At 69.2% G+C, this 22,515-nt stretch carries 19 protein-coding genes; 9 read left to right on the forward strand and 10 right to left on the reverse strand.

Annotation, left to right across the window (positions count from 1 at the left end):
- Positions 1–82 precede the first annotated feature (82 nt).
- Positions 83–1,444, reverse strand: a complete 1,362-nt coding sequence (locus ACGFI6_RS18490; protein ID WP_393119973.1) for an MFS transporter — start codon at positions 1,442–1,444, stop codon at positions 83–85.
- Positions 1,441–1,890, reverse strand: coding sequence for a MarR family winged helix-turn-helix transcriptional regulator (locus tag ACGFI6_RS18495; protein WP_393119975.1), 450 nt, complete (start codon positions 1,888–1,890; stop codon positions 1,441–1,443). Before ACGFI6_RS18495 ends, ACGFI6_RS18490 begins: the two co-directional genes overlap by 4 nt.
- 185 nt (positions 1,891–2,075) lie before the next feature.
- Here ACGFI6_RS18495 and ACGFI6_RS18500 point away from each other — a divergent pair, with 185 nt between their 5' ends.
- Positions 2,076–3,179: a hypothetical protein gene (locus tag ACGFI6_RS18500; RefSeq protein ID WP_393119977.1), complete on the forward strand. Its 1,104-nt coding sequence runs from the start codon at positions 2,076–2,078 to the stop codon at positions 3,177–3,179.
- Here ACGFI6_RS18500 and ACGFI6_RS18505 read toward each other — a convergent pair.
- Both ACGFI6_RS18505 and ACGFI6_RS18510 read right to left on the reverse strand, forming a co-directional pair.
- Positions 3,106–5,184 (reverse strand): prolyl oligopeptidase family serine peptidase, encoded by a 2,079-nt coding sequence (locus ACGFI6_RS18505; protein ID WP_393119979.1) that lies wholly within the window; start codon positions 5,182–5,184, stop codon positions 3,106–3,108. The two genes, ACGFI6_RS18500 and ACGFI6_RS18505, sit on opposite strands and share 74 nt — an antisense overlap.
- Positions 5,185–6,657: an NCS2 family permease gene (locus tag ACGFI6_RS18510; RefSeq protein ID WP_393119981.1), complete on the reverse strand. Its 1,473-nt coding sequence runs from the start codon at positions 6,655–6,657 to the stop codon at positions 5,185–5,187.
- Between the two features lie 80 nt (positions 6,658–6,737).
- On the opposite strand from ACGFI6_RS18510, the gene ACGFI6_RS18515 reads away from it, so the two are divergent.
- Positions 6,738–7,049: a DUF2530 domain-containing protein gene (locus tag ACGFI6_RS18515; protein WP_393119983.1), complete on the forward strand. Its 312-nt coding sequence runs from the start codon at positions 6,738–6,740 to the stop codon at positions 7,047–7,049.
- A 10-nt stretch (positions 7,050–7,059) separates the two neighbouring features.
- Here ACGFI6_RS18515 and ACGFI6_RS18520 read toward each other — a convergent pair whose 3' ends face one another.
- Positions 7,060–7,842, reverse strand: coding sequence for a DUF3027 domain-containing protein (locus tag ACGFI6_RS18520; RefSeq protein WP_393119984.1), 783 nt, complete (start codon positions 7,840–7,842; stop codon positions 7,060–7,062).
- A 106-nt stretch (positions 7,843–7,948) separates the two neighbouring features.
- Between ACGFI6_RS18520 and ACGFI6_RS18525 the strand changes: the two genes are divergently transcribed.
- On the forward strand, positions 7,949–9,874 hold the full coding sequence (locus ACGFI6_RS18525) for an MFS transporter (protein WP_393119986.1): 1,926 nt from the start codon (positions 7,949–7,951) through the stop codon (positions 9,872–9,874).
- A 122-nt stretch (positions 9,875–9,996) separates the two neighbouring features.
- On the opposite strand, the gene ACGFI6_RS18530 is transcribed toward ACGFI6_RS18525, so the two are convergent.
- Positions 9,997–11,568: an MFS transporter gene (locus tag ACGFI6_RS18530; RefSeq protein ID WP_393119987.1), complete on the reverse strand. Its 1,572-nt coding sequence runs from the start codon at positions 11,566–11,568 to the stop codon at positions 9,997–9,999.
- Positions 11,569–11,681: 113 nt separating this feature from the next.
- Between ACGFI6_RS18530 and ACGFI6_RS18535 the strand changes: the two genes are divergently transcribed.
- Positions 11,682–12,416, forward strand: coding sequence for a TetR/AcrR family transcriptional regulator (locus ACGFI6_RS18535; protein WP_393119989.1), 735 nt, complete (start codon positions 11,682–11,684; stop codon positions 12,414–12,416).
- 198 nt (positions 12,417–12,614) lie between these two features.
- Here ACGFI6_RS18535 and ACGFI6_RS18540 read toward each other — a convergent pair whose 3' ends face one another.
- Positions 12,615–12,998 (reverse strand): cold-shock protein, encoded by a 384-nt coding sequence (locus ACGFI6_RS18540; protein ID WP_393119991.1) that lies wholly within the window; start codon positions 12,996–12,998, stop codon positions 12,615–12,617.
- Positions 12,999–13,129: 131 nt separating this feature from the next.
- Complete coding sequence (larE, locus tag ACGFI6_RS18545) at positions 13,130–14,605, reverse strand: ATP-dependent sacrificial sulfur transferase LarE (RefSeq protein WP_393119992.1); 1,476 nt, start codon at positions 14,603–14,605, stop codon at positions 13,130–13,132.
- Between the two features lie 108 nt (positions 14,606–14,713).
- On the opposite strand from larE, the gene ACGFI6_RS18550 reads away from it, so the two are divergent.
- Positions 14,714–15,307: a TetR/AcrR family transcriptional regulator gene (locus ACGFI6_RS18550; RefSeq protein WP_393119993.1), complete on the forward strand. Its 594-nt coding sequence runs from the start codon at positions 14,714–14,716 to the stop codon at positions 15,305–15,307.
- Complete coding sequence (locus ACGFI6_RS18555) at positions 15,304–16,254, forward strand: R2-like ligand-binding oxidase (protein WP_393119995.1); 951 nt, start codon at positions 15,304–15,306, stop codon at positions 16,252–16,254. Before ACGFI6_RS18550 ends, ACGFI6_RS18555 begins: the two co-directional genes overlap by 4 nt.
- Here ACGFI6_RS18555 and ACGFI6_RS18560 read toward each other — a convergent pair.
- The gene (locus ACGFI6_RS18560) at positions 16,225–17,391 is read right to left on the reverse strand and encodes an MFS transporter (protein WP_393119997.1); all 1,167 of its coding nucleotides are present in this window, start codon (positions 17,389–17,391) and stop codon (positions 16,225–16,227) included. The genes ACGFI6_RS18555 and ACGFI6_RS18560 overlap by 30 nt on opposite strands.
- A gap of 7 nt (positions 17,392–17,398) precedes the next feature.
- Between ACGFI6_RS18560 and ACGFI6_RS18565 the strand changes: the two genes are divergently transcribed.
- Positions 17,399–18,358, forward strand: coding sequence for a LysR family transcriptional regulator (locus ACGFI6_RS18565; RefSeq protein WP_393119999.1), 960 nt, complete (start codon positions 17,399–17,401; stop codon positions 18,356–18,358).
- Between the two features lie 15 nt (positions 18,359–18,373).
- On the opposite strand, the gene ACGFI6_RS18570 is transcribed toward ACGFI6_RS18565, so the two are convergent.
- Positions 18,374–19,993, reverse strand: a complete 1,620-nt coding sequence (locus ACGFI6_RS18570) for an AMP-binding protein (RefSeq protein WP_393120001.1) — start codon at positions 19,991–19,993, stop codon at positions 18,374–18,376.
- Positions 19,994–20,301: 308 nt separating this feature from the next.
- On the opposite strand from ACGFI6_RS18570, the gene ACGFI6_RS18575 reads away from it, so the two are divergent.
- Together ACGFI6_RS18575 and ACGFI6_RS18580 are read left to right on the forward strand one after the other, a co-directional pair.
- Positions 20,302–21,765 (forward strand): restriction endonuclease, encoded by a 1,464-nt coding sequence (locus tag ACGFI6_RS18575; protein ID WP_393120003.1) that lies wholly within the window; start codon positions 20,302–20,304, stop codon positions 21,763–21,765.
- Between the two features lie 56 nt (positions 21,766–21,821).
- On the forward strand, positions 21,822–22,451 hold the full coding sequence (locus ACGFI6_RS18580; protein WP_393120005.1) for a nucleotidyltransferase domain-containing protein: 630 nt from the start codon (positions 21,822–21,824) through the stop codon (positions 22,449–22,451).
- Positions 22,452–22,515: the final 64 nt, after the last annotated feature.

Consider the following 22,515-nt stretch of genomic DNA (forward strand, 5'->3'; position numbering starts at 1 on the left):
TTGTACCGCCACGCAGGCAAAACCCCCGTTTCGAGGGTGATTTCGGCCCGTTTGGGCGGGTTCTGCCCGCGTGGCGGTACAGCTACGCGACCTGTGGGCCCTTCTGTCGCTCGTCCACCTCGGGCGCCGCCGGGATGTCCCGCGCCGTGAGGTCGGGGGCGGCGTCGACGGCGGCCTTCTCGCCGAGGAGTTCGCTCTGCGGGAGCACCTCGAGGTGCGGGCGGGGCAGCAGCCGCGGACGGATCGCGAGGCCGCGCTTGCGGGAGAAGTACAGCACCGAGCCGACGGTGCCGAGCACGGTCATCCCGCCGCCGACGATCAGCGAGGAACGGGCGCCGAACTCCTGCCCGATCCAGCCGATGAACGGCGACCCGATCGGCGTACCGCCCATCAGGACCGTCATGTAGAGCGCCATCACCCGGCCGCGCATGGTCGGCTCGATGCTCAGCTGCATGGTCGCGTTCGCCGAGGTCAGCATGGTCAGCGACGACAGGCCGACGATCGGCAGCACCAGCGCGAAGGTCAGGTACGTCGGCATCAGCGCGCTGACGACCTCCGCAACCCCGAACGCGAGCGCCGCACCGACCACCAGCCGGGCGCGGATCCGGACCCGCCGGGCCGCCAGCAGCGCTCCGGCCAGCGATCCGATCGCCAGCACCGAGCCGAGGATGCCGTACTCCCCCGCGCCCTTGTGGAACGCCTGGGTCGCCATCAGCGCCGAGGTCAGCTGGAAGTTCAGGCCGAAGGTGCCCGCGAAGAACACCGCGACGAGCACCATCATCAGCTCCGGGCGGCGCCACAGGTAGCGCATGCCGTCCCGGATCATGCCCTTGTCACGCGCCGCCGGCTTCGGGGTGTAGAGCTCGCCGACCCGCATCAGCCGCAGCGACAGGATCACGGCGGCGTAGGTGAACGCGTTGATCAGGATCACCGGACCGGTGCCGATCCAGTTGATCAGCAGACCCGCGAGCGCCGGGCCGAACAGCCGGGCGGCGTTGAAGGAGGCAGAGTTCAGCCCGACGGCGTTGGACAGCTCGTCCCGGCCGACCATCTCGACCACGAACGCCTGCCGGGTCGGGGCGTCGAACGCCGTACCGACACCGAACAGCAGCGCCAGCAGGTACACATGCCAGGGCTGGACGACATCGGCGATCGTGAGGGCACCGAGGACCAGCGCGACGCTCGCCATCGCGATCTGCGTGACGGTCAGGACCTGCCGCTTCGGGAAGCGGTCGGCGACCAGGCCCGCGTACGGCCCGAACAGCAGGGCGGGGAGGAACTGCAGGCCGGTGACGATGCCCAGCGCCGTACCCGAATGGGTCAGCTCCAGGACCAGCCAGTCCTGGGCGACACGCTGCATCCAGGTACCGACGTTCGAGACGATCGCACCGGTGGCGTAAAGCCGGAAGTTGCGGACTTTGAACGCGCGGAAGGTGGGGCTCACATCGCCGCCAGACGTTCGAGAACAGGTGCTGCCTTGCGCAGGATGTCGCGCTCCTCGGGGGTCAGTTGCTTCAGTTTGGTCTGCAGCCATTCGTCGCGGCGCCGGCGGTTGGCCAGGATCAGCTTGTCCGCGCGGTCGGTCAGCTCGACGACGATCTGGCGCTTGTCGGTCGGGTGCGGGCGGCGGAGCACCAGGCCCGCCTCCTCCAGGTTCGTCACGATGCGCGTCATCGACGGCGGCTTGACCTGCTCGTGGGCGGCCAGCTCACCGATCGTCATCGCGTCGTGCTTGGCCAGCGCGCCGAGCACGCTGAGCTGGTTCGCGGTGAGGTCGTGACCGGGCTCACGCTGCCGCCGGATCTGCCGGGACAGCCGCAGGGTCGACGACCGCAGGGCACTCGCCAGCCCGACATCACTCTTCACCTGCTGGGCTACGACTTCGGGCATGTCTTTACCTTAACTCATTACCTTTGCTAACTAAAAACGCACAGCCACCCATCGGTATTCCCGTACCTACGGACGGGTGGTGGCCGGCCCGGGCGGCTGGGCGCCGCGGGGCTGAGCGTGACCGGGGCGGGCTGAGCGCCACCACTACCCGTTCTTCGGTACGCGAGCGGCTAGGGTTCCGGCTCATGGGAACGACGGGCGAGCTGGAGCGGTACGAGCAGCGGTTCCGGCGGGCGGGGCTGCCGCTGTTCATCGAGGACCTGTCGCCGACGCACGACATCTTCACGCGGGCCGCACCGCTGCTCGTCGTGGTGTTCGGTATCGAGATGCTCGGCGCCACCTCCCTGGACTGGCGCTGGTGGCAGAACCTGCTGGCCGCCCTCGGCGGGCTGGTCGCGCTGGTCGTCGGCTTCGGCCTGCTGAACGGGTTCCGCGGGCGGCCGTTCTGGTCGCTGCCGACCCGTTTCGGCATCCCGGAGCTGGCGGTGTTCGTGTTCCTGCCGGCACTCCTGCCCGTGGTCACCCAGGAGCAGTTCCGCCAGTTCTTCGGGATTGCCGCCGGCAACCTGTTGCTGCTCGGCGTCGCGTACGTCGTGATCGGCTACGGCCTGATCGCCACGACGTACTGGGGTCTGCGCCGGCTCGCAGGCGAGCTGGCGAACTCGGTGGCCAGCCTGATCCGGGCGCTGCCGCTGCTGCTGGTCTTCTCACTCGTACTGTTCGTGACCGCGGACATGTGGCAGGTCTTCGCCGGGATGCCGACCGCGTTCATCGTGTTCTCGGTGGTTGCCTTCACCGCGCTGAGCACACTGTTCCTACTGATCCGGTTGCCGCACGAGGTGGACGCCATCGAGCGCGACGCCGGCTCCGGCCCGCCGCTGCGCCGCAGCCAGCGACTGAACCTCAGCGTCAGCCTGGTGATCCGGCAATGGATGCAGGTCCTGGTGGTGAGCGCGGGCGTCGGACTGTTCTTCGTTGCCTTCGGCATGCTCGCGATCAGCCAGCACATCTACGACCAGTGGGGCGTGACCGTCGGCTCCTGGTCGTACCACGTGACGCTCCTGAACCACCCGCTCGTGCTCAGCGCCTCGCTCGTCAAGGTCGCGGTCGGGATCGCGAACTTCACCGGCCTCTACTACTCGATCGCGCTGCTCACCGACTCCACGTTCCGCACCGACTTCCTCGACAACGTCAGTACGGAACTCCGCGACCTCTTCACCGCTCGCGCGGAGTACCTGGCGATGCGGGATGCAGATGCGTCGACAGGAAGTCCAGTTCGTGACGCATGAGGCCCTCGGCCGCGGATCCACCGGCCATGTGGGTCGTGTTCGAGAGTGGGAGGACCTGGTGCGGGCGGCCCGCGGCCAGTAGCGCGGCCGAGAACCTGAGCGTGTGGGCGGCGAAGACGTTGTCGTCGGCCAGGCCGTGGACGAGCAGGAGCGGGCGGCGCAGCTCGGCGGCGTACGTCATCAAAGACAACCGGTCGTAGATCTCGGCGTTCTGATCGGGATGACCGAGGAACCGCTCCCGCCAGTGCGTGTCGTAGAGGCGCGGATCCGCGGGCGCCGCACCGGCGACGGCCGCGTGGAAGTGGTCCGGGCGCAGCAGTACTGCGGCCGCGGCGAGCAGACCGCCGTAGCTCCAGCCGCGGATACCGACCCGGCTCAGGTCGAGCGCACCTGTCTGCTCGGCGGCCGCCTGCAGTGCGGTGACCTGATCGTCGAGAGGCCCGGTCAGCGTGTCGAGGTGGACGGCCTTCTCCCAGACCGGACCGCGGCCCGGCGTACCGCGACCGTCCGCGATCACCACCGCGAACCCGTGCTCCGCGAACCACTGCGCGGTCACGAAAGCACTCCCCGAGCGCCGCATCGCGAGCTGCATCGCGGGGCCGCCGTACGGCGCCATGAGTACGGGGAGCGTGCCGGATTCGTACCAGGACGGGAGCAGGACGGCGGTACGCAGCTCGAGCTCACCGGCTCGGAGCCAAGTGATGCGCGGCTGGAGGATCGGCTCCGCGGCCCTGGACTCCACGGCTTGGTCGGGTTGGCCTGGTCGACGGACGATGACGGTCTGGCCGGACTCGGTGCTGGACATGAGGAGGAGTGCGTCGCCGGCGCGGCTCCCGCTGTGGGTGCCTGGTTCGGAGCTGAGCCGGCGGAGCTCACCGTCGTACAGCCAGAGGTGGCTTTCGGTCGGCTCGTCGTTCGCCTCGAAGAGGACCTCTTCACCGGACACGTCGAGGACGCCGCGGATCTGGAGACCGTCCGGGGTGATCGGTACGCCGTCGATCGTCAGCCGCCGGGTCTCGCCGTCGTCCTCGGTGTGGACGAGTTTGCCGGCCGCGGTACGGGCGGGCGTGCCGTGGATCAGCTCGACCCACGCCGGGTCCCGCTGCTCGTGGAGGAGCTTCGTCTCACCGCTGTCGGGGTCGCCCGCGAGCACCAGCACAGTGCGCTGGTCGCGGGACTGTACGGACAGCAGCGGTCCATGCGCATCCCAGGTGACCGCGGCCAAATACTCGTACGCCGACCGGTCCCACCGGATCTCGACCGCGCCGCCGGTCAGGTCGAAGGCGTGCAGGGTGACGATCGCGTTCGGCGTGCCGGCGGCCGGGTACGCGACCTCGCGGGGCAGACGGTCCGGGTTCGCCGGGTCGGCGATCCACCAGCGCTGCACCGGCGTCTGGTCGACGCGGGCCGCGAGCAGGCGGGTCCCGTCCGGCGACCACCAGTGTCCGCGCTGACGGCCCATGGATTCGGCGGCCACGTGCTCGGGCAGGCCCCAGCTGACCTCGGGATCGTCGTCCGCGGCCACGGCCAGGTTGTTGCCGTCAGCAAGATCCACCACGTGCAGCTCGCGGCCGGTGACGTACGCGACCCGGCGACCGGTCGGGTCGATCCGCGGCTCGACGACCGGACCCGCGGTCCAGATCTCCCGGGGCAGCGCGTCCGGGCCGTCCAGGTGGTACAGCACGCCCTGGAGCCCGAAGACGATCTGCCGGCCCGTCCGATCGGAGGAGTAGGCAACGATTCCCGACGTACGCTCGCGGCTGCGTTCCCGCCGGATTCGCTCGGCGTCCGGAAGCCGGCCGCCCGCGACCAGGTCCTCGGGCGCGACGACAAGCTGTTCCACTCCGTCGCGATCCAATTGCCACAGGCAACTGGTGCTGTCCTCCGGGCCGCGGGTGCGCAGGAACAGCAGGTGTTCGTCGTGCAGCGTGAACGACTTCGGCAGGCCGTACGTGAACCGGCCGGTCCGGGCGGACTGTGCCGGGAGTTCCTCGACCGGATCCACTCAGGTCAGCCAGTCCGTCAGCGGGCCGATCGCGAAGTAGACCACGAACAGCACCGAGACCACCCACATCAGCGGATGCACCTGGCGGGCCTTGCCGCGGACCAGCTTGAGGAGCACGAACGAGACGAAGCCGGCCCCGATGCCCGCCGAGATCGAGTACGTGAACGGCATCAGCACGATCGTCAGGAACGCCGGGAACGCGATCTCGAGATCGTCGAAGTCGATCCCCTTCACCTGCGTCATCATCAAGAACCCGACCAGGATCAGCGCCGGCGTCGCGGCCTCGTACGGAACCAGGGTCACCAGCGGCGCGACCACCATCGAGATCAGGAAGCAGATCCCGGTCACCACGCTCGCCAGCCCGGTCCTTGCGCCCTCGCCGACGCCCGAGGCCGATTCGATGTACGAGGTGTTGCTCGAGACGGAGGCGGCGCCACCGGCCGCGGCCGCGACGCTGTCGACGATCAGGATGCGCTGCGAGTTCGGCGGGATGCCGTCCTTGTCGTTCAGGCCGGCCTCGGCGCCGATCGCGGTCATCGTGCCCATCGTGTCGAAGAAGTCCGCGAGCATCAGCGTGAAGATCAGCAGCAGCGCCGACACCACCCCGATCTTCCCGAACGACCCGAACAGGTTGAACTCGCCGATCGTGTCCAGGTTCGGTTTCGTGAACCACTGGTCCGGCAGCTTCGGCACGCTCAGGCCCCAGCCGCCCGGGTTCTTGTCGGTCCGGGCGCCGATGGAGGCGATCGACTCGATCACGATCGCGAGGACGGTCGCGGCCAGGATCCCGATCAGGATCGAGCCCTTCACCTTGCGTGCGTACAGCGCCACGATCAGGACCAGACCGAACACGAACACCAGCACCGGCCAGCCGCGGAGGCTGCCGCCGACACCCAGCTCGACGGGCGGGCCGCTGAGGGCGGCGGGGCGACGTACGAACCCCGCGTCGATCACGCCGATGAACGTGATGAACAGGCCGATGCCGACGCTGATCGCGATCTTCAGCTGCAGCGGCACCGCCTCGAACACCGCCTTGCGGAACCCGGTCAGCACCAGGACCAGGATGATCAGGCCCTCGAGGACCACCAGGCCCATCGCGTCGGCCCAGGTCATCTTGGTCGCCACGGAGAACGCCAGGAACGCGTTCAGGCCGAGGCCGGTGGCGAGCGCGAGCGGGAAGTTCGCGACCAGGCCCATCAGGATCGTCACCACACCGGCCACCAGCGCGGTCGCCACCGCGATCTTCGCGATCGCCGCCGCCGGGTCGGTGCCGCCACCGACGAACTGGCCGGCGCCGTCCTTGACGGTGCCGATGATCAGTGGGTTCAGCACGACGATGTACGCCATCGTGAAGAACGTGACCAGCCCACCACGGACCTCCCGGCCGATGGTGGATCCGCGTTCACTGATCTTGAAGAAGGAGTCCAGAGGACCGGAACCGGAGCGGGCCGTCGCGGCCTGGGGCGAGCTCATGACGGCATCGTGCCAGGTCTCACCGGGCAGGTGCGAGCACATACCGCAAACCGTTGTACGCCGGAAGCTAAGGTAGACCCGTGACGGAGGATCAGGGGGCATCCAAGAAGCGCACCGACCCGACCAGCCAGCTGGCCCGCGGCGAGCTGGTGCACGCCGAGGTCAAGCCGCTGGACCTGTCCGGCATCCCCAGCGTGATCACCGGCATCGTGCTCTGGGCCGTGTCCTTCGTCGTCCTGCTGCTGCTCCGCGGCCACCTCAAGAACAACGACCTCGACTGGTGGCTCTGGGTCCCGGTGGCCGGCTTCGGTCTCGGCCTGATCGGTCTCTGGTACTGCAAGCGCCGCTGGGCCGCCATCCAGGCCGGGCACCGCCCCGCCACCGAAGACTGACCCGAAGACGTCAGGCTTCGGGCTGGGCCAGCTCGAGGGTGTCGTAGCCGGTGGTGTCGAAGGCGTGCTCCGGCGTGGGCTGTTCCGGGTTTTCGATGGTCGCGTCCGAGTGCGCGCCGCAGCCGTAGTCGTAGGCAACGACGCGGGCCTCGCCCGGGGCCATCTCGTTCGCGCAGACGCCGAACGCCTGGCCGAGGCTGTCGGCGAGCCGGATCCAGTAGCCGCAGGAGTGGCACTTGTACGGGACCGCCTGGGCGATTGCGGACGTCGGCCCGAAGTCCCCGGCGTACCAGCGCTCGGCCGCGTCCTCACGACCGAACGGCGAGAGCACCCGCTCGCGACCGAGGCCGAGCTCCTCGACGACCGTGAGCACGTCCTCGGGGGCGTCCGCAGTGTCGGTGAAACCCGGCTCGAGGCGCGGGTCGTCCGCGTGCGTCGGGAACAGGTCACCGGGACGCAGGTCGCCCGGCTGGACGCGATCCGACCACGGGACCCACTCGGGCGCGACCACCGCATCGCCGCCCGGCAGCATAACGACCTCGTTCACCGTGACGGTCTTCGCACGCGAGGCGCGGGTGACCGTGACGGCCCAGCGCCACCCGCGGTACCCGGGGTGGGCGGAGGCGAAGTAGTGCGTGACGAGGCGCTCGCCCTCGACCTGATGGCCGAGGTGCTCCCCGACCTGTGCGGCGCCGGCCTCTGCGACCGCGGCCGCACGCGCCGGTTCGACCGCCGCGACGCAGACGGCGTCGGGCTTCGCGCGTACCGGTTCCGGGGCTTTGACGGGAGTCACAATCGCCCATTCTCGCACGCCCTCTGCCGTACGCCGAACCGCCCGTGAACCACCCCGGTACGCGCGGTGCCTGCGGTCTGTCCCCGGGAAGAGGCAGGATGGTTTCATGCACCCTCCCGACCCGGACGACCCGAACGCCCGCCGCGGCAGCAACCCCGCCGGCACCGGGCGTGACGACGTACGCACCGGGGACGGCAGAAACGGTGATCCGACCGCGGGCGACGCTGGGAAGGGAAAGCCGTCCGGCGACCGGCTCGGGGACGCGCGCGAGCGGGTCGGGAGTGCGGGTAAGAAGGTCGGAAGCGCCGGGAAGAAGGTCGGGCACGCCTCGAAGGTGGGCGCGGAGGGCGTCGCCTCGGCTTCCAAGAAGGCGGCCGCAGTCAGCGGGAAGGTCGGCCGGGCGACCGGGCGGCGGATCCGCGGGCTGACCAGCGCCCAAGGAGCCGGCGAATCAGGCCTCTCGCGACTGATCGAGCTCGGCGCAGTGAACGCCGCCGGTGACACCGCCTTCGCGGTGTCGCTCGCGGGGACCGTGTTCTTCACCGTGCCGAGCGACCAGGCGCGCGACCGCGTGGCCCTGTTCCTGCTGCTGACGATGGCACCGTTCGCGTTGATGGCGCCGCTGATCGGACCGATCCTGGACCGATTCCGGCACGGTCGCCGCTGGGCGATCGGCGCGACGCTCGGCGCCCGCGCGTTCCTGGTCTGGAGCCTGGCGTCGTCGATCTCCGGCCACGGTTCGGCCTGGCTGTATCCGGCCGCCCTCGGCTGCCTCGTCGCCTCGAAGGCGTACGGCGTCACGCGCGCGTCGGCCGTACCGCGCCTGCTCCCCCAGCAGATCACGCTCGTCACGGCCAACTCGCGGATCTCGCTCGCCGGTGTCGCAGGCGGCGCGATCGGCGCCGGGATCGCCGGTGCGTTCGCGGCGATCGGCCCGCAGTGGTCGCTGCGCTGGGCCGCGCTGGTGTACATCGTCGGCCTGGTCCTCGCGATCCGCCTGCCCGGCGCGGTCGACTCCCCCGCCGACGAGGAAGTCACCGGTCCCGCGGGACGCAATGCTCGCAAGCGCGCGATCACCTCGGCGGTGGCGCGCGGGATCCGGTGCAACCTCGGCCTGCGGTTCGTGTCCGGATTCCTCACCATGTACCTGGCGTTCCTGCTCCGCGACCAGCCGATCAGCGGCGTCAAGGGCGCGGTCGCGGCGGCCGCAGTGATCGGTGCGGCTGGGATCGGGAACAGCCTCGGCACCCTGTTCGGATCGTTGCTCAAGGCCCGCAAACCTGAAGGTGTCGTCCTGGTGGTGCTGCTCGCGGACGCCCTCGTCGCGGTCGCGGTCGCGGTGCTGTACGGCCTGCCGATCCTGATTGCGCTCGGCCTGGTGGCCGGGTTGTGCAGTTCGCTCGGGAAGCTTTCGCTGGACGCGATGATCCAGCGCGACGTTCCGGAGTCCGTCCGTACGTCGGTGTTCGCCCGCTCGGAGACGGTGCTGCAGCTGGCGTGGGTGATCGGTGGTGGGTGCGGGATCGTGCTGCCGTTGATCCCGCGGCTCGGGTTCGGGTTCCTCGCGGGCGTACTGGTCGTCGTGGTCTTCCTCGTACTGCGGATGCGTCCGGTCCAACGTCCCAGCCAGGGGCCGTTGCGCCCCGGCGGTCTCGGCGGGCCCCGTACGGACGGCCCCTCGCACCACCACCCGCGGGACCCGCACCAGTCCGACCCGCATCACGACCAGCAGGACCCGTCGTACGACCAGCACTCCGACAGCTCCACCCGGACGATCCTCAGCGTCGCCGAGCAGCGCGCGAACCGGGAACGCCGCTCCACCTCGCACGACGAGCCGACCGTCGAATGGCGCGCCCGCGGCCAGATGCCCCCGCCCGAACAACCCATCGGCCCCTGGTGGAGCGGCCAGCCCGAAGAGGACGAGAACACCGCCGGCAACCCGGCCCCCTGGTCCGAAGAACCGACCGAAGAACGCAACCGCTCCCCCTTCAAACGCCGCCCCGGCAACACCCCCCGCCGCCCACCCCGCTAACCACCTGCACTCGGCCGTCACAGGACGGGTTAACCCTTCAGCTGGCGGGTTCTCACCTCGCATACCAGCAGAGAACCCACCACCTCAGCGGTTAACCGCTGAGGTGGTGGGTTGACGCGGGGTCAGACTGCGGAGAGCAGGTTGGGCTCTTCGGGTTCCGGGGCGGCGGCCGGCGCGGGCTCGTCGTCGGTCGGGTTGGTGTGGGTGGTGCCTCGGAGGGTGAGGGTGGTGGCTACGGCGGTGGCCAGGAGGAGGAGGGCTCCTACCAGGGCGACTGCGTTCATGCTGTGGGTGAAGGCATGGCGGGCGGTGGTCAGGACGGTGTCGGCCAGCTCGGCGGGCAGGTGTGCGGCGGCGGCAGTGGCGGCAGGCAGGCCGTCGTGGACCGGAGCGGCGACGGTGGCGGGCAGGTCGGCCGGTACGTCGGAGCGGTAGACCGCAGTACCGATCGAACCCAGGATCGCGATCCCGAGCGCCCCGCCGAACTCCGCGCAGGTCTCCATCACCGCGGACGCCGAGCCGGCTCGTTCCGGGGCGACCGATCCGACGACCGCCTCGGTCACCAGGGTCATCACCATCACCAGGCCGGCGGCCAGCAGACCGGCACCGACCAGCGGCACCACCAGGGACGAGTCGACGTGCACCTGGGTGAGGACGCCGTACCCGGAAGCGGCCAGGACGAACGCTCCACCAATCACGTACGCACGGTCCATCTTCGCGGCCAGCGCGGTCGCCAGCGGAGCCGCGCCACCGACCAGTACCGACGGCGCCAGCGACCACAGCGCCGCCTTCAACGGCGAGAGTCCGTGGACGAGTTGCAGGTACTGGGTGAGGAACACCGCGTTGCCGACCAGTGCCAGGGTCCCGACGGTGTTAGCGGCGAGCGACCCGCTGAACGCACGGTTGCGGAACATCGACAGCTCCACCATCGGGTGCGCAGCGCTCCGCTGCCGCTGTACGAACAGCACCCCGAACACCAGCCCCGCGACGATCGCGACCACCGGCAGCGCCGACGCACCGTTGGCGGCCAGTTCCTTGATCCCCCAGATCACCGGCAGTACGGCGGCCAGCGACAGGACCGAGCTCAGCAGGTCGAACCGCCCGCCCACCGGCGCCTTGAACTCCGGCAGCAGCATCGGCGCGAGCACCACGAGCAGGACCATCGCCGGGGTGTTGATCAGGAACACCGAGCCCCACCAGAAGTGCTCCAGCAGGAATCCGCCGAGCACCGGGCCGAGGGTGATCCCGCCCATCATCACCGCGCTCCAGAACGCGATCGCCTTCGAGCGCTGCTTCGGGTCGTGGAACAGGTTCCGGATCAGCGCCAGGGTGGAGGGCATCAGGGTCGCGCCGCCGATCCCGAGGACGGCGCGAGCGGCGATCAGCTGCTCCGGGTTCTGCGCGTACGCCGCGGCGATCGACGCCAGCCCGAATCCGATCGCGCCGAACAGCAGCAGCCGGCGGCGGCCGATCCGGTCGCCGAGCGAGCCCATGGTGATCAGCAGCCCGGCCAGTACGAAGCCGTAGATGTCGAAGATCCACAGCTGCTCGGTGGCGTTCACCCCGAGGTCGGCGCTGATGAACGGAACCGCGAAGTACAGCACCGAGACGTCCATCGAGACCAGCAACAGCGGCAGTGCGAGGACACCGAGTGCGATCCACTCCTTGCGCCCCGCCCGTTCGTTCGCACTCATGACACCCTCCGGATTATCTGTCTATGCCGCACACTGTGTGCGCCATACACAGACCATACACATGACTGTCTATGATGTAAACAGATAAGCTCCGAGCGGAGAGGACGGTAGCCATGGACGAGCACGACCTGCCGCGGGTGTTGCAGCAGCTCTGGGGGTTCGAGGGGCGGAGCCGGCCGGGGCCGAAGCCGGCGTTCCACATCAGCGACATCGCGCGCGCCGCGATCAAGCTGGCCGACGCGGGCGGGCTGCCCGCGGTGTCGATGAGCAAGGTGGCGGCCGAGCTCGGCTTCACCACGATGTCGCTCTACCGGTACGTCGACGCCAAGGACGACCTGTACGTCGTGATGCTCGAGCACGCGTTCGGCGAGCCGCCGGTGCTCGACCCGCGGAGCGACTGGCGGGCCCGGATCACCACCTGGGCGGAGGCGTTCCGCGCCGGGCTCCGCGAGCACCCGTGGATCCTGCAGATCCCGGTGTACGAGCCGCCGCTGTCACCCAACCAGCTGGCCTGGCTGGAGTCCGCGCTGCACGCGTTCGACGGAACGCCGCTGACAGCGCAGGACCGGCTGTCCGCGATGCTGCTCGTGAACATCTACGTCCGCGGTACGGCACAGCTGACCGCGAACATGCGGACCGAGCCGGACGCGATCCAGGAGGGCGGCCGGCTCTACACCGAGCGGCTCACGATGCTGGCCACGCCGGAGCGCTTCCCCGGGATCGCCGCCACCCTCGAGCAGCCCCCGAACGAGGGCTACGCCGGCGACTTCGACGCCGGCGAGTTCGCCTTCGGCCTCAACACCGTCCTCGACGGCATCGAATCCCGCATCACCCGCCTGACCCCCTGACCCCGCACCCGCATCACCCGCCCGACCCCGCACCCGCATTTGCCTGGTCAACCCAGCAAGTTGGGGGTTCCTGACCCTTAACCAGGGTCCAGAACCCCACATTTGCTGGGTCTGCCAGGCAAATTGGTGGGCCTGCCAGGCAAATGGGGACGGCGGCTGGCCGGGGCGGGGCTGGGCGGCCGGGGCGGGGCGGGAGGCTCAGACGTCGAGTTTGTCTGCTACTCCGCGGAGTACGGTGGCGACCTGGCGGGCGGACTTGTTGTCGGGGTGCCGGCCGTGCCGGTACCCCTCGCCGACCCGGTCCAGGAGCTTGATCAGGTCCTCGATGACGACCTGCATCTCCTCGGGCTTCGGGCGCATCGCCTTGGCCACCGACGGTGGCGGGTCGATCAGCCGGACCTGCAGGGCCTGCTCGCCCTTGCGGCCCTCGACGACACCGAACTCGACCTTCTGACCCGGCTTCAGGTTGGTCACGCCGGACGGCAAGGCCTCGGCGCGGACATAGACGTCCCCGCCCTCCTCCTTGCTGAGGAATCCGAACCCCTTGTCGGAGTCATACCACTTCACCTTGCCAACGGGCACGGGAAACCTCTTCAGTCGTCAAAAATTCGGAAGCTGATCGGGCCCGTCAGGCCCGACCGAAACCAGCGTACGTGAACCGGCGCGGCGGCGCCTCCGGGAAACTACCTGATCGGGCAGCCTCCCCGCACTCCTCAAAGATTCCGATACTTTTCGGGCTCCGGCAGCCGCTCGTTCATCGAACCGGACCGGAAGCCCCGCGGGTCGACCTGCGCGGTCGTGAACCCTTCGGCGACGACCGCATCGACCAGCTCCTGGTGGTCCACTCGATCGAGCAGCGCGGCGTCGATCTCGATCGAGGCGTTCTCCCCGAGGTCCCGGACGCGGACGTTCTCGACACCGTACGACGCCAGCTTCGCGCGCACCGTCTGCTCGGCGCGGTCGACCCGGGCGAGCAGGTTCGGGGTGATGCGGATGCCGTACGCGATCCGGCTGGACAGGCACGCCGCGGCCGGCTTGTCGGAGGTCTCGAGCCCCCAGCTGCGCGACGCCGTACGAATCTCGTCCTTGGTCAGCCGCGCGTCCCGCAGCGGGGTCAGCGCACCGCGTTCGAAGGCCGCGCGGATGCCCGGCCGGAACCCGGCGATCGCGTCGTCGGCGTTCGTCCCGGTGGCGATCGCGGTGATGCCGAACTCGTCGGCGATCGGCTGCAGCGTCTCGATCAGCTCGGCCTTGCAGAAGTAGCAGCGAGCACCCGAGTTCGCCTGGTAACCCTCGCGGTCCATCTCGTGGGTGTGCGGGGAGACGTGCCGGACGCCGAGGCTGTCGGCGAACCGTGCCGCCGGCTCCAGCTCCGCGGCCGGCAGCGACGGCGACACCGCGGTCGCGGCGATCACGTTCGCGGGCCCGATCGCCCGGGCCGCGGCCGCGAGCAGGAAGGCCGAATCGGCACCCCCGCTGAACGCGACGACCATCTTGTCGTACGACGACAGCCGCCGCATCAACGCCTCGAGTCGCTGCTCGAGCACGTACCCCTCGAGCCAGGCCGGGAACTCGGTCAGGTCGTTCAGCACGACGTCGGCGCCGTACGCCCGCAGCTCGTCCGCGGTGAACGGACCGGTCGCAACCGACACCGCGACCGCGCCCGCGGCATGTGCTCCGTCGATGTCGGCGGTGTGATCGCCGACGTAGACCGTCGCGTGGTGCTCGCGCAGCGCCGTGCCCTTCTCGGCCCCGTGCAGGTCACCGACCGGCTCGTCGACGTCCAGGCCGAGGTGCTCCAGGTGCAGCCGGACCGACGGGGTGTACTTCGCCGAGACGACCATCGTCCGCCCGCGCAGCGCGCGGATCGTGGCCAGCGCCTCGGCCACCCCCGGCAGCGGCAGGCTGCCCGAGATCGCGTGCGCCGGATAGTGCTCGCGGTACCGCGTGACCATCGCGTCGACCTGCTCGGGCGGGAACCAGTTCGCCATCTCCCAGGTCAGCGGCGGCCCGAGCCGGCTCACCACCAGGTCGGAGTCGATCGGTACGCCGGTCTCCGCGGACAGCAGGTCCCAGACCGCCTGGATCCCCGGTCGCGAATCGATCAGCGTCATGTCCAGGTCGAACCCGACCACCAGCTCCGGTACGTCGGCGGTATCGGGGGCGGGTTCAAGAGCGGCAGTTGACACGTCCCCAACCTTAACAAGGGTCCCTGAGCCGCCAACCATCCTTTGACAATCGGATCAATGTTGTCCGGATCCTTGACAGCGAGATCTATTTTGTAAACCATCGTCCGCATGGACTCGTTCGCGGACCGGACCAAGCGCCGCTTGCGCGACGAGTTGCTGGACGCTGCGCAGGACGCCATCGAGACAGGTGGGTACGACGGGCTCCGGATGGCTGAGGTCGCTCGCCGGACCGGGGTGTCCCGGCAGACCGTCTACAACGAGTTCGGCGACAAGTGGCGGCTGCTCGAGGCCGTCGCGGCGCGCGAGACCGAGCGGTTCCTGCTGGAGGTCAGCGCGGCGCTCGCCGATGCACCCGACCCGATCGACGGCTTACGCGCCGCGGTCGAGCGGGCGCTGACGCTGGCCATGGAAGCCCCACTGGTGAAGGCGGCATTGAGCCAACCGGGATCGGACCAGGCCAGTCAGTTGCTGACCACGCGAGGGCAGCGGGTGCTGGAGTTGGCGCACCTCCGGCTGGACGCCCATGTCAGGGAGCACTGGCCGGAGGTTCCCGCAGCGGACGCGACCAGTTGCGTCGATGTCGCCTTGCGCATCGTCATCAGCCACATCGTCACCCCGGGCCCTCCCCCCGAGACGGTGGCGGCGCAGCTGTCCCGCGTTCTTTCGCCCTTCTTGACCGAATCCAGGAGGCACCACGGATGAACGATCTGCACAGGCAGGGCTTCAGCTCGCTGAAGGCCGGCGGTTTCAACTGGGACACGTTGCCGCTGCGGCTGTTCGACAAGGGCAATCGCAAGTTCTGGAACCCGCGCGACATCGACTTCAGCCAGGACGCGAAGGACTGGCAGCAGCTCAGCGCGAACGACAAGGACAACGCGTTGATGCTCTGCTCGCAGTTCATCGCGGGCGAGGAGGCGGTGACCGAGGACCTGCAGCCGTTCCTGCAGGCGATGTCCGCCGAGGGCCGGTTCGGCGACGAGATGTACCTGACCCAGTTCTGTTTCGAGGAGGCCAAGCACACCGCGGTCTTCCGGCTCTGGCTGGACGCGGTCGGCGTCACCGAGGACCTCCACCGGTACGTCGAGAACAACCCGGGCTACCGCGCGATCTTCTACGAGGCCCTGCCCGTTGCGCTGAAGTCGCTCGCGGACGACCCGTCGCCGTCCAACCAGGTGCGCGCCTCGGTGACCTACAACCACGTGGTGGAAGGGACTTTGGCGCTCACCGGGTACCACGCGTGGAACCTGCTCTGTACGTCCCGCGGCGTGCTGCCCGGCATGCAGGAGCTGATCCGGCGGATCGGCGACGACGAGCGCCGGCACATGGCCTGGGGTACGTTCACCTGCCGCCGGCACGTCGCCGCGGACGAGTCGAACTGGAAGATCGTCACCGGCACGATGGAGGAGCTCCTCCCGCACGCGCTGACCCAGATCCAGTGGGCGCTCGACAACTCGCCGGAACTGCCGCCGGAGATCAGTCCGACGGCGTTGATGACGTACGCCGGTGATCGCGCCACGCGCCGGCTCGGCGCGATCGAGTCGGCGGTGGGCGCGGACGTCGCGGGCATCGACCTCGACTACTCGCCGGAAAAGCTCGAGGACACCTTCGGCGACGAAGACTCAGCCGCGCTGGCGTCGGTTCGTCAGTAGTACAACGAGCGCTGCAGTCGCTAGTACTGCAGGAAGCCAGGTGACCGTCGTCGTACCGAGGTGGTCGGCGCACTGGCCGCCGGCGAAGGCGCCCAGTGCGATCGATCCGTTGAACGCCCCGACCAGGACGGCGGACGCGGATTCGGGGAAACTGGGCGCCGCGTCATGGGCCCACGCCTGCGTACTGATCGTCGTACCGCCGTACGCGAGGCCCCAGATCACCAGCAGGACAAGGGATCCGGCCGCCGTCGTACCGAAGATTGGCATCGCCAACGTAGTCGTAGCGATTCCCGCAGCCACGACGAGGAGCGCGCGAGTCGGGGGCAGTGCGCCGGTGAGGAAGTTGCCGAACACCCCCGCCACGCCGTACGCGAGCAGGAACGCACCGATCAGCGACGGGCCGACGTGCGGTTCGAGAAGCGGTCGGACGTACGTGTACGCGGCGAAGTGTCCGGTGACGATCAACGTGACGAGTGCGAGTCCTACCCGGACCTGGTGGAGCTTCAGCACTTCCCGTACGTCGATGAGCCGGACGGATCGCTCCGGGGCGAGCGGCGGCAGGAGGATGCCCAGGGCAACGGACAACGTCACGGCGAGGACGCCGACACCGGCGAAGGCCCAGCGCCAGCCGGCGAACTCACCGACGTACGCGCCTGCTGGAATCCCCAGCACGGAAGCGATTCCGATGCCCGAGAAGACGAGTGAGGTCGCCGGTCCGGCGGCGGTCTGCGGGACGACGCGACGGGCGAGACTGACGGTCAACAGCCAGACACCGCCGATCGAGACGCCCATCACCACCCGGGCGGCGATGAAGAGCAGATAGGACTGGGCGACGGCCGCGGCGAATGCGGCCGCGGCAAGCAGCACCGCCAGACCACTCAGTACCGTCCTGCGGTCGAGCTTGCCGAGCAGGGGCGGGAGCGCGGGGGCGGCCAGGGCGGACACGACCCCGGTGACGGTGAGGCTGAGGCCGACGGTGCCCTCCGTGATGCGCAGGTCGTCGCTGATCGGCGTCAGCAGGCCGACCGGCAGCATCTCGGCGGTGACCACGGTGAAGACGGTCACGGCCATCGCTACCGACGCGGCCCAGGCGCGGGCATCGGTGCGGATCGGCTGGTCCACGCAGATCGTTGTCATGTGTCCAGTGAGCGCCCGCGAGGCGGACCCGAACAACGGCGATCTGATCATCCTTGTATTAGCTGAGCTCATCGATCATCGTGGAGGCATGCCCGTCGAGATCCGTGAACTCGAGTGCTTCCTCGTCCTCGCCGACGAGCTCCACTTCGGCCGTACGGCGGAACGCCTCTACCTGTCGCAGAGCCGCGTCAGCCAGCTGCTGCAGGCGCTGGAGCGGCGGATCGGCGGGCCGTTGTTCGAGCGCACCAGCCGGCGGGTGGCGCTGACGCCGCTCGGCAAGGAGCTGGTCACGTCGTTGCGGCCCGCGTACGCGGCGCTGGAGCGGGCGGTCGACGGCGCCCGCGAGTACGCGACGCTGATGAAGGGCACGCTCCGGATCGGGTTCCAGGGCGCGGCGAGCGACGAGATCCTGCGCGCGGTGGCGGCGTTCCAGGAGCGCAATCCGAACTGCCTGATCAACGTCTGCGAGCTGCCGCTGACCGATCCGTTCGGCGGTCTGCGGCGCCGGATGGTCGATGCGGCCGTCGTCCTGCTGCCGGTCGCGGAGGACGATCTGGTCGTCGGCCCGGTCTTCTCACGTCATCCACAGACGCTGGCCGTCGCGAAGGGCCACCGCTTGGCCGGCCGGAGCACGATCGATGCCGAGGAGCTGGCCGGCGAGACCCTGATCGCGTACTCCGGGCCCGCGCCCGGGTACTGGCGTCAGGCCCAGGCGCCGACCCAGACCCCGGCCGGCGCGCTCGTCCACCGCGGCCCCGAGGTCGCCACCTTGCAGGAGGGCTTGTCGCTGATCGCCGCCGGCCGCGGCACGATGCTGATCTGCCGCCCGACCGCGGCGAAGAACGACCGCGCCGACCTGATCGCGATCCCGGTCACCGGCATCCCGGACTCGGCTCTGGCGCTCGTCTGGCGCCGCGGCGAGGACACCCCGTCCGTGCAGGCCTTCGCCGAGTACCTGAAGGGCTGACTTGGGAGACGTGCCCTACAGGCCGAGTAGCTCGACGGACTTCTCGCGCATCTCGACCTTGCGGATCTTGCCGGTCACGGTCATCGGGAAGTCGTCGACCAGGACGACGTACTTCGGGATCTTGAAGTGCGCCAGCTTGCCGGCGGCGAACGCGCGGACGGCCTCGGCGTCGACCGGGTCGGCGCCCGCCTTGAGCTTGATCCAGGCGCAGAGCTCCTCGCCGTACCGTTCGTCGGGGACGCCAACAACCTGGACGTCCGCGATCGCCGGGTGCGTGTAGAGGAACTCCTCGATCTCCCGCGGGTACACGTTCTCGCCGCCGCGGATCACCATGTCCTTGATCCGGCCGACGATGTTCACGTACCCGTCCTCGCGCATCGTCGCCAGGTCGCCGGTGTGCATCCAGCGCGCCTGGTCGATCGCCTCCGCGGTCTTGTCCGGCTCGTCCCAGTACCCGAGCATCACGGAGTAGCCGCGGGTGCACAGCTCGCCCGGTTCGCCGCGTTCGACGATCAGGCCGGTCGCGGGGTCGACGAGCTTCACCTCGACATGCGGCAGGACGCTGCCGACGGTCGACGTACGGCGGTCCAGGTCGTCGTCGCTGCGGGTCTGCGTGGAGACCGGCGACGTCTCGGTCATGCCGTAACAGATCGCGACCTCGGCCATGTGCATGTCCGCGACGCACCGCTTCATCACCTCGACCGGGCACGGCGACCCCGCCATCACACCGGTCCGCAACGAGGTCAGGTCGTAGTCGGCGAAGTTCGGCAGGCCGAGCTCGGCGATGAACATCGTCGGCACGCCGTACAGGCCGGTGCAGCGCTCGTCCTGGACCGCCTGCAGCGTCGCGGCCGGGTCGAACGCCGGCCCCGGGATCACCATGCAGGCGCCGTGCGTGGTGCAGCCGAGGTTGCCCATCACCATGCCGAAGCAGTGGTAGAACGGCACCGGGATGCACAACCGGTCCTCGGCGGTGAACGCGATCGTCTCGGTGACGAAGAACCCGTTGTTCAGGATGTTGTGGTGGCTGAGCGTCGCGCCCTTCGGGAACCCGGTCGTGCCGCTCGTGTACTGGATGTTGATCGGGTCGTCGAAGGACAGCTCGGCCTCGCGGGCGTGCAACTGGTCGAGCGGGATCCGCGCGGCGTCGTCGCGGAGCGCGTCCCAGTCGCCCGTACCGAGGTAGATCGTCTCCTCGAGCGCGGTGCAGTTCGGGCGCACCTCGTCGACCATCGCGCGGTAGTTGCTGGTCTTGAACTCGGTCGCGGACACGAGCATCCGGACGCCGGACTGGTTCAGTGCGTAGGCCAGTTCGTGGGTGCGGTAGGCCGGGTTGATGTTCACCAGGATCGCGCCCATCAGCGCGGTCGCGTACTGCGTGATCGTCCATTCGGCCTGGTTCGGGGCCCAGATGCCGACGCGGTCGCCCTTCGCGATGCCGCGCGCCATCAGGCCGCGGGCGACGAGCTCGACCTCGGCGCCGAACTCGTCGTACGTCCAGCGCCGTCCGGTCTGCACCTCCACCAGCGCCTCACGGTCGCCGTACGCACCGATCGTCCGTCTCAGGTTCGCCCCGATCGTCTCCCCCAGCAACGGAACCTCAGACACTCCGGATGCGTACGACGGCAGGCTCATACAACTCATCGTCACGCGCCCCGCCCCCACCGGCAAGCCCAGAAGGAGGCCCGCAAGTTCAGGGGTTGACCGTCCAGCTTGTGGGTTGGCCCCGGGCATGCTGCTCCACAACCCACCATCTCAGCGGTCAACCCCGCAAGGCCCTCCCCCGCACTTGCGGCAGGAAACAGGGGTGCTCCCTCCCCACCGTTCTTGCACTTGTGGCGGAAACAGGGGGTGGACGGCAAGCAATGTCCTTACCAACTCTGCGTCACTTCGGTCGCTGAGCGTGTTTAGACGGTTACCTTGGAGTGGAGAGGTGTGAGGCGATGGGCCGATCTGCCGAAGGTCATGCCCGCAGCGACCGGCCGCCCGGACGCACTGCCGAGGCGGCGCAACGGACCGCTGCGGTGCAAGAACACGTCCAGGTACTCGAGAACATCCTGTCCGACGCCCTCGCGGTCGATGTCCACGGCACCGACCTGCAGACCCTGAAGCGCGCCCCGCGGCGGGCTCCGCCGACGGTGTCGCCGACCGATCTCGAGGCGCATCCCGGACCGGTCTGGGATGCGTTCGTGCCCCATCCCCCGGGCCGGTTCCGCTGGTGGGGCGCGGAACGCAGGTTCGCGCGTCGACTCGCCGACGCGGAGGACCGGTTCGCCGAGGTGATCGAACGGCACCTGGCCGCAGAGGAGACCCGCCGCGAACGCGTGGCCAAGGCGCTCCGCGAGCAGGTCGAGCAACAGCGCCGCCTCGACGAAGCAACCGCGGAGCAGCACGCCCGGATCGACGCGTACGAACGCGCGGTGATATCCCGCGACCGTGCAGCCGTCACACGGTACTTCACCAAAGCGCTGGACCGCCTCCCGGAGCCGCTGGACTTCCCACGCCGGCGCAAGGTCGGGTACGTACCCGAGTCGACGCTGCTCGCGCTCGAGTGGGAGCTGCCCGACGTCAGCGTCGTGCCAGCCGAGGTCGCCTACCGGTACGACCGCTCGCTCGACACCGTACTGGCCGTGCCCCGGGAGCCCGTGGAGCTGCGGCGGATGTACCAGCAGCTGGTCGCGCAACTGGCCCTACGCGCACTGCACCTGGTGTTCGGCAGTGACAGGTACGACGTGGTGGAGACGGTTGTTTTCAACGGGATGGTGGAGTCGGTGGACCTCACGACCGGTCAGACAGTACGGCCGTGCCTCATCACGTTGCGGGCGACCCGCGAGCAGTACCAGGCGCTCGTACTGGACCAGCTCGACCCGGTGGCATGCGTACGGCACTACTTCGCCGCTGAGGTGTCACGGCACCCTGAGGAACTGCAGCCGGTGGAGCCGGTGCTGGACTTCGACCTCACGGACCCGCGCATCGTCGAGGCCGTGGACGTGATCAGCGAGATCGACGCCCGCCCCAACCTGCTGGACCTCAGCCCCGAGTCGTTCGAGCACCTGGTGCACAACCTGCTCACCCGGATGGGCCTGGAGACCCGACTGTTCCGCCGCGGCACGGACGGCGGTATCGACTGCGTCGCCTACGACCGCCGCCCGATCACCGGAGGCAAGTTCGTCGTCCAGGCCAAGCTCTGGACCCGCACCGTCCCGCCGACCGCCATCCGCGACCTCTTCGGCACCGTCATCGACGCCGGCGCCACCAAAGGCATCCTCATCACGACCTCCGGCTTCGGCCCCACCAGCTACCAGTTCGCCAACGGCAAGCCCCTGCAACTCATCGACGGCACCGCCCTGCTCTCCCTCTGCCACCTCCACAACATCCCCGCCCGAATAATCCCCCGAGCCAGCTGAGCATGAACTAAAAAGTGGGCATATGCCTGATATAGTGAGCACTCGGGGTGGTGGTCATGGAGTTTCCGGAACCGATGTCGAGCGTCGTTCCCGGCTTGCACGGCCGGGTTCTCGCGGTGCTCACCCGAACGGAGCGCCCGCTCACGGGTCGCGCGGTCGCTGCACTGTTGCGTTCGCCGGCGAGTTCGAGCGGCGTGCAGAAGGTGCTGGACGATCTCGTGAGCAAGGGTGTCGTGATCGCGGAGCCGGCGGGCCGGGCTCGGCTTTACACCCTCAACCGGGACCACGTCGCGTACGAAGCGATCGACCAACTCGCACGGCTGCGGGAGTTGCTGCTCGATCGCATCAAGACCGAAGCCAAGTCGTGGGCGGTACCGGCCAAGGCGATCTGGCTCTTCGGCTCCACGGCACGTGGTGAGGGCGGGGCGGGCAGCGATATCGACCTGCTGATCGTCAGGCCCGACGACGTCGAAGACTCGGACCCTCGCTGGCTGGAGCAGCTCGAAACCCTTGCTGCGCACGCGAGTCTGTGGTCGGGCAACCGCTGCGACGTCGTCGAATACAGCGAGCAGGAGGTCAGCGACCTCGTCCGCCACGGCGAGCGCCTGGTCGTCGAGCTACGTCAGGACGCCGTACCGATCGCCGGCAGCACGCCCCGACAACTCCTCAACCGAAAGGCCGGCTAGTTGCCCACCCTCGACGACGCCCGCGCCCACTTGGCAAAGGTCTGCGCGGTCAGGTGGTGAGCTG

It is taken from the genome of Kribbella sp. NPDC048928, from assembly GCF_043197975.1.
Lineage (GTDB): Bacteria > Actinomycetota > Actinomycetes > Propionibacteriales > Kribbellaceae > Kribbella.

What these genes read in the sequence shown, in the direction of transcription:
- ACGFI6_RS18495 (WP_393119975.1), bottom strand. Translation starts at nt 1,890, where the DNA reads ATGCCCGAAGTCGTAGCCCAGCAGGTGAAGAGTGATGTCGGGCTGGCG.
- ACGFI6_RS18500 (WP_393119977.1), top strand. Translation starts at nt 2,076, where the DNA reads ATGGGAACGACGGGCGAGCTGGAGCGGTACGAGCAGCGGTTCCGGCGG.
- ACGFI6_RS18510 (WP_393119981.1), bottom strand. Translation starts at nt 6,657, where the DNA reads ATGAGCTCGCCCCAGGCCGCGACGGCCCGCTCCGGTTCCGGTCCTCTG.
- ACGFI6_RS18525 (WP_393119986.1), top strand. Translation starts at nt 7,949, where the DNA reads ATGCACCCTCCCGACCCGGACGACCCGAACGCCCGCCGCGGCAGCAAC.
- ACGFI6_RS18530 (WP_393119987.1), bottom strand. Translation starts at nt 11,568, where the DNA reads ATGAGTGCGAACGAACGGGCGGGGCGCAAGGAGTGGATCGCACTCGGT.
- ACGFI6_RS18535 (WP_393119989.1), top strand. Translation starts at nt 11,682, where the DNA reads ATGGACGAGCACGACCTGCCGCGGGTGTTGCAGCAGCTCTGGGGGTTC.
- ACGFI6_RS18550 (WP_393119993.1), top strand. Translation starts at nt 14,714, where the DNA reads ATGGACTCGTTCGCGGACCGGACCAAGCGCCGCTTGCGCGACGAGTTG.
- ACGFI6_RS18555 (WP_393119995.1), top strand. Translation starts at nt 15,304, where the DNA reads ATGAACGATCTGCACAGGCAGGGCTTCAGCTCGCTGAAGGCCGGCGGT.
- ACGFI6_RS18560 (WP_393119997.1), bottom strand. Translation starts at nt 17,391, where the DNA reads ATGACAACGATCTGCGTGGACCAGCCGATCCGCACCGATGCCCGCGCC.
- ACGFI6_RS18570 (WP_393120001.1), bottom strand. Translation starts at nt 19,993, where the DNA reads ATGAGCCTGCCGTCGTACGCATCCGGAGTGTCTGAGGTTCCGTTGCTG.
- ACGFI6_RS18575 (WP_393120003.1), top strand. Translation starts at nt 20,302, where the DNA reads ATGGGCCGATCTGCCGAAGGTCATGCCCGCAGCGACCGGCCGCCCGGA.
- ACGFI6_RS18580 (WP_393120005.1), top strand. Translation starts at nt 21,822, where the DNA reads ATGGAGTTTCCGGAACCGATGTCGAGCGTCGTTCCCGGCTTGCACGGC.